Source organism: Bacteroides sp. An269, from assembly GCF_002159755.1.
Lineage (GTDB): Bacteria > Bacteroidota > Bacteroidia > Bacteroidales > Bacteroidaceae > Phocaeicola > Phocaeicola intestinalis.
The window spans coordinates 1-9,863 of sequence record NZ_NFJG01000141.1; the positions used below are offsets into that span (position 1 = coordinate 1).

Annotated in this window: 5 protein-coding genes; all 5 read right to left on the reverse strand. The window is 52.5% G+C overall.

Annotation, left to right across the window (positions count from 1 at the left end):
* Positions 1-135: 135 nt before the first annotated feature.
* The gene (locus B5F71_RS17460) at positions 136-597 is read right to left on the reverse strand and encodes a hypothetical protein (protein ID WP_143269931.1); all 462 of its coding nucleotides are present in this window, start codon (positions 595-597) and stop codon (positions 136-138) included.
* Positions 598-780: 183 nt separating this feature from the next.
* A complete protein-coding gene (locus tag B5F71_RS17465; RefSeq protein WP_087212862.1) occupies positions 781-3,156 on the reverse strand; it encodes an ABC transporter permease in 2,376 nt (791 codons plus the stop codon).
* Between the two features lie 486 nt (positions 3,157-3,642).
* Positions 3,643-6,033 (reverse strand): FtsX-like permease family protein, encoded by a 2,391-nt coding sequence (locus tag B5F71_RS17470; protein ID WP_087212866.1) that lies wholly within the window; start codon positions 6,031-6,033, stop codon positions 3,643-3,645.
* A 101-nt stretch (positions 6,034-6,134) separates the two neighbouring features.
* Positions 6,135-6,812, reverse strand: coding sequence for an ABC transporter ATP-binding protein (locus B5F71_RS17475; RefSeq protein WP_087212869.1), 678 nt, complete (start codon positions 6,810-6,812; stop codon positions 6,135-6,137).
* 138 nt (positions 6,813-6,950) lie between these two features.
* Positions 6,951-9,347 carry an FtsX-like permease family protein gene (locus B5F71_RS17480; protein ID WP_087212872.1) on the reverse strand — a complete coding sequence of 799 codons (2,397 nt, stop codon included), beginning with the start codon at positions 9,345-9,347 and terminating at the stop codon, positions 6,951-6,953.
* Between the last annotated feature and the right edge of the window lie 516 nt (positions 9,348-9,863).

Below are 9,863 nucleotides of genomic sequence, written 5' to 3' on the forward strand. Positions count from 1 at the left end.
CTTCTTTTTATGTTCTCCAATTGAAAACCGTACGGTTTCCATATCGAGAACGTACGGTTTTCAATTGGAGAACGTACGGTTTTGATATGGAAACCATAAAAGGATGATGTCTGGTGGGGAAAAGGATATTCATTTTTAATTATTTAAATCCGTGTAATCTGTGGTGAGGTAGTATTCTATATCCAAATCGACTTTGCCTGCATATTCTTTTGGAATGACGTAGGCGACATACCAAGGCTCCATAACATCTGTGAAGTCTGTTTGAATCCGGATAGACAAGTGATAACCGTCATCCGATTGAATCAGATTTTTTTGTAAATCCACAATTCCTCCATTAGCTATACCCTTTACCACCGCCAGCACACCCTCTGAGAACGGTACGCTTGCTTCGGGCTTTGTCTCTTCATCAGCAAACAGTTGGTCAAATTCGGCTTGACTTTCGATATAAACCACGGTATCTAAAGGTATGTCAAGGTCATAACCACGTCTGTAACTGATTTCATCGTATGCATACGGTAATTCCACAAACTCATCGCTGCACGAAGCGAACGGCAAGCATACGGTTAATGTAATCAGGTAGAATAAGAAATGTTTCATAAGCGTGATGGTATGATTTAAATTTTTTGTTTTTGAGAGATTCTCTTTTGGATTACAAATATACGCATTCATTTTCAAACGTCCATTCACGTATGTTTCAAAAAGATGCACGTATGTAACATCCATCGTAAATCAACAATGGTCGGTCTACGATGGATGTTTTTGGTTAGGCGGAATAGTCATTCACTCCGTCCGCAGGTTCTCCGTGGGGTTCATCCGGGCGGCTTTCAGGACGAGGGCGGACGAGACTGCCCATACGATGAGGAGCACCGCGAGGGCGCAGCCGGTGAAGAGCCACCACGTCAGCTCAATCTTGACGGCGAAGAGCTGGAGGAGCGAAATGCTTGCCCGCCACGCTATCAACGCGCCGATAAGGGTGGCAGGGAGCGCAATCTTCAGCAGATCGAGCAGGAAGAGGCGTTGTACGTTGGCTACCGTGGCTCCGTGGATGATGCGGATGGCTATCTCGGCGTGGCGGCGGCTGATTTCGTCGCGGATGTAGGCGATAAGCCCGATGAGCGCGATGAGCAGGATGCACGCGCCGGTGAAGAGGATGCTGTTGCGCACGTGCAGGATGCCGTCGTAGAGGGCGTTCATTTCCAGTGCCAGGCTATAGGCGTGCTTATCCCTGTCGGACATCGTTTCCTCCACCACTTTTTGCACGGCTTTCATCCCTTCGGGTGAGAGTTGGCGCAGGCGGATAAAGAGATTGGTAGAGTAGGGCACCGGAGCGTAGAACATCACCGAGGGACGTTCGTCGGCATCTTCGGCTATCTGCGAGCCGAAATGAATTTCTTCGTACACGCCGCAGACGGTGAGCGGACCTTCGTGCTCGGTGATGTTCACCGTCTTGCCGATGGGAGAACCTGTCCAGCCCGCCAGTTCGCGCATCCGTTCCACAAACTTGCGGCTGACCATCACCTGACGTGCCACGGTGTCGCTCAGGTGAGGCGTGAAGGTGCTGCCTTCGATGACGGGGATGCCGAACGCCTTGTGGTAATCGTCGCCCACGAGGTACATATCGGCGATGTTCATATACTCTTGTCCCGTCTCAGGGTTATATACATTGTTTCCGCTGCAATGTTCGGACGGCAGCTGATACCCCCACGTCACGCCCGCCACTTCGGGCAGCTTTTTCAGTTCCTGCACGCAACGCTGCTGTTCGGTCTGTGTGATGCCGGCAAGTGGTACGTAAAGCATATCCTTGTATTCGAAGCCCGGGTCGTAATGGGTCAGCGCACGGTATTGCAGGCTGATGACCGCCAGTATCGCCACGAAGAATGTGGTGAGGAGGAACTGCACGAAGAGCAGCCCCAGCTTCCAGTGTCGTTTGCTCTCGGTGTAGCGGCGGTAGGCATAGGTGACGGGAATGCGTGTGTACAGGTAGCCGGGCATCACGCCGCAGAGGAGGACGATGAAGGCAGTCACCGCCACACATACGGCTATCGTAGAAGGCGGGAAGAGCGAGCGGAGGCTGTGCCCGATTTGTTCCTGCACCACGTCCTGAATCCCGAAGATAATCAGCATCGCCAGGGCGAGGCTCAACAACCCGTGCAATGCCGATTCGCTGAGCACCATGCGGTAGATGTCGCCGCTTCCTGCCCCATAGCAGCGGTAAGTGGCGATGCTCTTGGCGCGGTTCACCATGCCCGAGATGACCAGCAGGATGTAGTTCAATACCGCTACCGCCAGCATCAGTATGGCGAAGGCGAGGAAGACGATATTCATGATGCGGTTGTAATCCGATGAGGAAAAGATTTCGCCGACGGGCTGGAAACCGATGTCATAATCCGCTCCGTTTTTCCTCAGGTCTTCCATCGGCAGGTTGGTCTCCAGCATCCGTTTCACGTTGTCCGTCAGCTGGTCGGGCTTCGTGCCGGGATAGAGTCGGATGTAGCTCTTGTAGCTGTCGTTCCCCAGCCAGTTGTTTCGCCCGTCATAGCGCACTTGTCCGATGGTGGGCAATGCCACCGCTACGTCAATGCGGGGCAGGTGAGTGTTTTCCGGAAACTCCTCAAAGATGCCGACGATGTTCAGCTTGAAGTCGGGATATTCTTTCCACGTCAGCGTGTGTCCCACGATGTCGGTGCCCAGCGTTTCGGCAAGGCGCGACGAGATGTAGGCGTTGTTCTCTTTCTCCAGTCCCGTATGCGGATTCTCGCCTATCAGGATGCGGCGGGGGAAGACGTCGAAGAACGAACTGTCGCACAGGAGGGCGTTGGCGGTCACTTCCCGCTGGTCTTCCGCCACGAGGTGCATACCGCTTTCCAGCCACGTGAAGCGTGTGGCGGCTTCCACTTCGGGGCAATACCGTTTCACGCCCGGAGCGGTGGCTCCCGGTGTTTGTGTATAGGGACGCCACGTGTCTTCTTGCGACGATTTGTATTGCTCGGTGATGCGGTACGTGTCTTCCAGCCGGGGCAGAAAGTTGTCGTAGCTCTGCTCGAAGATGACTTCGGCAAGCATGGTCAGCCCGATGGCGAGGCCCACGCCGAGGCAGAGAATCTTAATGGGGTTCGCTTCGCCCCGTCGGAACAGGTTGTTGAATGCTCTTTTCATCTGGTTTATTTATTATTTAATTGTTTGTTTGGAAACGCAGATTAACGCGGATTTTCGCAGATTCAAATTTAATCATCTGTTTAATCTGCGTTAATCTGTGAAAATCTGCGTTTCTTCACAGTATATAGTTACTGTTTAGAACTTGTTTCCCACCTCGGAAAACGTGCAAAATGTCCGCCGAGGGGTCGCCGCAGGCTTTGCAAGTGTTGCAAAGTGCGCGGCGAGGGTCTAAAACGCGTCTCGCAGTCGTGCAAAGTGTCCGCCGAGGGGTCGGCGCGGACTTTGCAAGTGTTGCAAAATGCGCGCCGAGGGTCTAAAATGCGTCTCGCAGACGTGCAAAGTGTCCGCCGAGGGTCTAAATTGCATTTTGCACGTTTTTCAAGGTTTGTTTTCACCACAGATTGCACAGATTTATAAAATTATTATTCGCCAAAGACACGAAGAAATAAATAATAAAATCTGTGTAATCTGTGGTGAAACCTGGATTCACTCCGTCTTCAGGCTGTCCACCGGATTGGCGGTCGCCGCGCGGTAATTCTGCACGGTAATCGTCAGCTCGGTGATGAGGCAGATGACGGCGCACGCCCCCACAAACACCCAAGGGCTGAGCGGCACGCGCTGGCTGAACTGCTCCAGCCACCGCGTCACGCCATACCACGCCACGGGGGTGGCGATGACGGAGCTGACGAGGCTCAGCACGAGGTACGAGCGGCCGAACATCCAGAGTATCTGACCCGTCGAGGCTCCGTACACCTTGCGCACGCCGATTTCCTTGCGCCGGTGTTCCGCCTCGAAGATAATCAGCCCGAACACGCCTACCAGCGAGATGACAATGGCGAGCAGGCTGAAGAGCGTAATCATCTGCTGTTGGTCCGCCTCCCGCTGGTAGAGCGAGGCGTAGACTTGGTCGTAGAATTTCACGTCGACGGGATAGCCGGTGAAACATTCTTCGGCAGTCTGGCGGATGTGGCGCAAGGCGGTGTCCATATCGCTGCCAGCCCTCACGCGGATGTAGGCGTAGGGCAGCTGGCCGTTGGTATATTTCGGGTTGCAACAGAACACGTAGGGGTAGGAACTCTTCTTGAAGGAGGTGAACTGCACATTGTCTACGAATCCCTTGATGCAGGCGTTAAGGCCGCCCCATACGAAGAAGTCCACCATTTCGCCCGCCTCGATGCCCGTTTCCTTCTGCAAATCCTCGGTGGCGATGAACACCAACGGGTCTTTGCCAATGGAGTCGGAGGGCAGGAAGTCTGTTCCCGATAGGAGCTTCATTCCCATTACGTCGAGGAAGTTGGTGCTCACCTCGATGAAATAGTGACCGTATTCGGTGCCGTTGTAGCGGAACATATAGCTGGTGTATCCTTCGCTCGACCCTAATTCCCACTTGGCGAACGCCACGTCGGCTATCTCGGCATAGCTTTTCAGCTTCGACTCGAAGCTATGGTAGGGGCTGCTCTGGTAGGGCATTTCGGGCAGGCTTGCCACGAGCAGCTGGTCGCGGTCGAAGCCCAAGGCACGGTTGCGCATGTAGCGGTTTTGCAGGAAGATGAACGCCGCCGACACGATGAGGGCGAACGACACCACGTACTGGAATCCGATGAGCAGGGTGCGCAGCCGCTTGCCCTTGCCGCTCAGGGCGTAGTTGCCCTTCAGCACCAGTGCGGGCGGGAAGGAGGTCATATACCATGCCGGATACAGTCCTGCGATGATGCCCACGGCGAGGGCTATCATTCCCGTACCCGCCACATATTGCCAGTAGGTGAGGAGCGAGGGCGTGAAGCCCATGAACGAAAGCACGTTCAAATGGATGAGTGTCGCCGTGATGCCCAGTGCAATCAGCCAACCTACAAGGACGGTGCATACCGATTCGAGGGTGAGGGCGCGGCGCAGTTCGCCGTTGGTGCTGCCCAGTACTTTCTGCGTGTTGATGCTGCGCATGCGCATCGGGGCGAGGGCGGTGCTGAAGTTGACCAGGTTGATGCAGGCAATGGCGATGATGAGCATCCCGATGACCACGAGCAGGGCGGTGGTGCTGCGGCTTCCGGTCTTCAGGTAATAGGGCGAGTGCATCGTGTAGTAGAAGTCGCGGATGGGGAAGACGTAGAGGGCGGTCTTGTCGTCCTTGTCCACGTTCATCCGGTCGATGGTTCGGGTGGCGGCTATCTGGCGGTTGGCTTCTTCTACGCTTACGCCGGGTTTCAGGCGGAAGAAGGCGAAGTAGTTCTGGCTTCCCCAGTCGTCCTTCTGCACCCGTTCGCCCATGGTCACGAAGAGGTCGTTCTTGAACTGGCAGTTCTCGGGCAGGTCTTCGTAGATGCCGCATATCCGGTACTTGGTGGCGTCGGGCGTCAGGAAGTTGCTCCCTTCGATGTAGAGGTATGCACCCAAGGCGTTGCCGTCGGGGAACAGCTTGCGGGCATAACTCTCGGAGACGATGATGCTTTCGGGTTGCCCCATTTCGGCATCGCTTCCGGCAATGAACTTCAGCCCTACCACCTTGGCGAAGCCGGGCGATACCGCCCAGGGCGTTTCGTAGAAGTATTGCGGGTTCTTGGGGTCGGTGTAGAGGGCGGTCTTCCCCCATGCCGGTGCATAGATGGTACCGTACTCGAAGCCGGGTACTTGTTCCATTAAGTAGTCGATGGGTCCGCGCGGCAGATAGCCCATGGTATGGTTATCGGGGTCGCCCAGGTTGAGCATCACCAATCGTTCGGGCTCTGGGTAGCAGGAGTCAAAACCGCGTTCGTAGTTCACCTTCATCATAATCACGATAAAGGCGGCAAAGGCGAACGAAAGCCCGAAGAGGTTGAGCACGGAAGCCGTGCGGAAACGCTTCAGCGTATAAAACAGGTTTCGTAATATCGTATAGTTCATAGTTCGTTTTAATTAATAATTAATAATTAACAGTTAATAATGGCAGACGGAACAGTTGCCACTATTAACTATTAATTATTAATTGTTAACTGTTAACTGATTTACATTTCGGCAATGGAAGCCACAATCTGCCCGTCGAACAGGTTGATGATGCGTCCGGCATATCCGGCGTCGCGCTGGCTGTGTGTCACCATCACGATGGTCGTGCCTTCCTTGTTCAGTTCGGTCAGCAGCTCCATTACTTCTTGTCCGTTCTTCGAGTCGAGGTTACCGGTCGGCTCGTCAGCAAGGATGATTTTGGGGTTCGATACCACGGCACGGGCGATTGCCACACGTTGTTGCTGACCTCCGGAGAGCTGTTGCGGATAGTGCTTGGCGCGGTGGCTGATGTTCATCCGTTTCAAGATGTCTGCCACGCGTTGTTTCCGTTCGGCGGCGGGCACGCCCAGGTAGGTGAGGGGAAGCTCTACGTTCTCCGCCACATTCAGTTCGTCTATCAGGTTGAAGCTCTGGAATACGAAGCCGATGTTGCCTTTGCGCACGTTTGTGCGGTCTTTTTCTTTCAGGTGTCCCACTTCTTTTTCGTCCAGATAATAATCGCCTGATGTCGGGTTGTCGAGCAATCCCATAATGTTCAGCAGGGTAGATTTGCCACATCCCGAAGGACCCATAATGGCAACAAATTCTTTGTCGGCTATCTCGAAACTGACATTGTTGAGCGCGATAGTTTCTACTTCTGTAGTACGGAATGTCTTGCAAAGGTTTTCAATCTTAATCATAATAGTATAAGTGTTTATTGGTTAATAATTTCTTTTGTTTGTTCACCACAGATTACACAGATTTTATCATTTATTCTTCTGGTGTCTCTGTGAGAAATATAATTTTATAAATCTGTGTAATCTGTGGTGAAAAATTCATCATTCAGCTCTCACGCAATCTATCGGGTTGCTGTTCGCTGCACGGTAACTCTGCACGGTCACGGTGACGAGGGTCATCAGGATAATCAGCAGGCAGGCGGCGACGAACACCCACGCCGAGAGCGGCACGCGCTGGGTGAATGACTCCAGCCAGCGGCCCATTATGTAATAGGCAACCGGCATCGCCACTGCCGAGCAAAGGATGGCGACTTTCAGACTGGCACGGTTGAATTGCCACAATATCTGGCTCGTGCTGGCACCGAACACCTTGCGCACCCCGATTTCCTTGTGCCGGTATTGCGTTTCGAAAATGGTCAGCCCGAACACGCCCACCAGCGAGATGAGGATGGCAAGCACGCTGAAGGCGATGACTACCTGTTGCTGGTTGGTCTCGGCGGTATAGAGCTTCTTATATACGTTGTCGAAGAAATCAATCTCGGCAGCATAGCCGGGGAAGCTCTTCTCGAAGGCTTCGCGGGCGTGGCTCAGGGCTTGCGCAGGGTCGCTTCCGGCTTTTACACGGATATAGCCGAAAGGAAGCACGTCATCATCGTATAAATTAGGAGTAAATACGAAGGGCGTTCCGCTAAAGGCGGTGATGCGGTTCGAGGTGAACGCCACGTTGTCCACGTAGCCCGTGATTTCGGCTTTCCCCATCCAGTCGGCATTCAGTTCCTGTCCGGTGGGCAGGTTATACATCTTCTTAAATTCTTTAGTGGCGATATAGTGCCTTACGTTCCGCCCTACGGAGTCGCCGGGCAGGAAGTCGCGCCCTTCGGTCACCTTCATGCCCATCACCTTCGGGAAGTTGGTAGAGACGCGGACATAGAAAGGCTGTACGTGTTGCTCGGCTATGGTAAATCCCTGGATGTTGTACACGTTTCCGCCTCCCATCCGATCGTTGGCATACGCTACGCCTTCAAACTCCGGATAGCCCAATAGTTGCTGGTCGAATGCCTTGTAGGGCTGGCTCAGGAAAGGTTTTTGAGGCATTTGGGCGATGAGTAGCATGTCGCGGTCGAATCCGGTGCGGATGTTCTTCTGGTATTCGTTCTGCATGAAGATGAAGGTGGAGCACACGATGAGGCATGCCGAGATGAAGTACTGGAAGCTGACCAGTGCGGTGCGGAGCCGTTTTCCTTTTCCACTCAGGGCGAAGTTGCCTTTCAGCATCAGTGCGGGTGGGAACGAGGTCATGTACCATGCCGGATAAAGTCCGGCAAGTACACCCGTCAGCAGGGCGATGCCTACGCTTCCGAAAATGACGGGCAGATAGTCTTTCAGTGCGGGATTGAAACCCAACGCATCCAGTGCCTGTGTCTGCGTGAAGCAAGCTACGATGCCCAGCGCAATCAGCCAGCCCAGCAACACGGTGCACACGGCTTCCAGCACCAGTCCCGTGCGGAGCGAGCCGACAGAGCTTCCCAGTACCTTCTGCGTGTTGATGCTGCGGATGCGCATCGGGGTGAGGGCGGTGGTGAAGTTGATAAGGTTCACGGCGGCGATGCCGATGACCAGTATGGCGATGAGAATCATCAGGCGCGTGTGCTGCAGGTCGCCCGTCTTGAAGTAGAACCACGGCTTGGTGTGGTAGTACACGTCACGGATAGGAATAACCATGGGTTTGACTTCCTTGAAATCAGATGACTTCTCCATCTTATCGTTGATAATCTTGTTCTGAACCAATTGGCGGTTGACTTCTTCGTAAGTGACTCCGGGTTTCAGGCGGACGAAAGCCAGATAGCTGAAGTTTCCCCACTGGTTGAGGTCCCATTTTTCTCCAATGCGGCAAAAAATGTCATTGGTAAGCTGGGCATTCTTCGGGAATTCCTTGTACACTCCGCTAATCCTGAATTGTGTTTCCTCGGTAGCTCGGTGTGGACTTTCCAAATAGATGTATTTACCTATGGCGCTTCCGTCAGGGAAAAGCCGTTTGGCTTGGCTTTCCGAGATAATGGCTCCGTTGGGGGTGTCCAGCCCTTCGTCATTGCCTTCCACGAAAGTCATTCCGATAGTCTTTGCAAAATCGGGATATACAGCTGCAACGTTTTCCTTGATGTATTTCGGATAGTGCGGGTCAGTATATACCAGATTACTTCCGAATTGCATCGAAAGCAGGGTGCCGCATTCGATTCCCGTGGTCTCTTGGATGGCAGCATCTACAAACGGGCGAGGCACCACCACCAGCTCGTTGTCTTTCCCGTCAATGGAAAGGTTCAGCACCGCCAGCCGTTCGGGTTCGGGATAGCAGGTGTCGAATTGTTGTTCATAACGGGTTTTCATCATAATTACGATGAAGGCGGCAAAGGCGGCGGATAGTCCTAATAAATTTAGGAATGAAGCCGTGCGGAACCGCTTCAGCGTGTAAAACAGGTTGCGTAGAATCGTTTGGTTCATGTTCGTTGTATGTATTAATTTATTAATTCTCTTTTTTACAATTTCAAATGCTATATGTCGTATGCTGTCTCTTTTCCTTAAGCAAATATCGTGCCAAATAAAATTTTAATTGATAATCAGGTGATTACATAATAAGCATTTTTTTGAAGTGTCAAAAAATTAGACACTTGGTGTCAAAAAATTAGACACCTTATGCTGGTATTGGTTTCTCACTTATGCATTTGTCTTGTCTGCTCTTTTAGTCCCATTATTCTTGTGGATTTCCCAGATTCAAGCATGCCTTTTGATGAACATAAGTGGGTTGCCCGTTTCACATAAGTGGTCCTGCCGTTTCACATAAGTGGTCCTGCCTTACCACTTATGTCCGTCAGGATGTGTGGGGATGTTTTTTTTGTCCTGTGTGCCCCTCGCGCGCGTATAATTATATTAATGAGTACCCGTTTCAGCCATTTTTCATCAGTTTTAAGAATATTCGTCCTGTAATATGTTGTATGGCAGCATTTTGCGTTTATATGT

Excerpts from the sequence above, each read along its gene's own strand:
- B5F71_RS17465 (WP_087212862.1), bottom strand. The coding sequence starts at position 3,156 with ATGAAAAGAGCATTCAACAACCTGTTCCGACGGGGCGAAGCGAACCCC.
- B5F71_RS17480 (WP_087212872.1), bottom strand. The coding sequence starts at position 9,347 with ATGAACCAAACGATTCTACGCAACCTGTTTTACACGCTGAAGCGGTTC.
- B5F71_RS17475 (WP_087212869.1), bottom strand. The coding sequence starts at position 6,812 with ATGATTAAGATTGAAAACCTTTGCAAGACATTCCGTACTACAGAAGTA.
- B5F71_RS17470 (WP_087212866.1), bottom strand. The coding sequence starts at position 6,033 with ATGAACTATACGATATTACGAAACCTGTTTTATACGCTGAAGCGTTTC.
- B5F71_RS17460 (WP_143269931.1), bottom strand. The coding sequence starts at position 597 with ATGAAACATTTCTTATTCTACCTGATTACATTAACCGTATGCTTGCCG.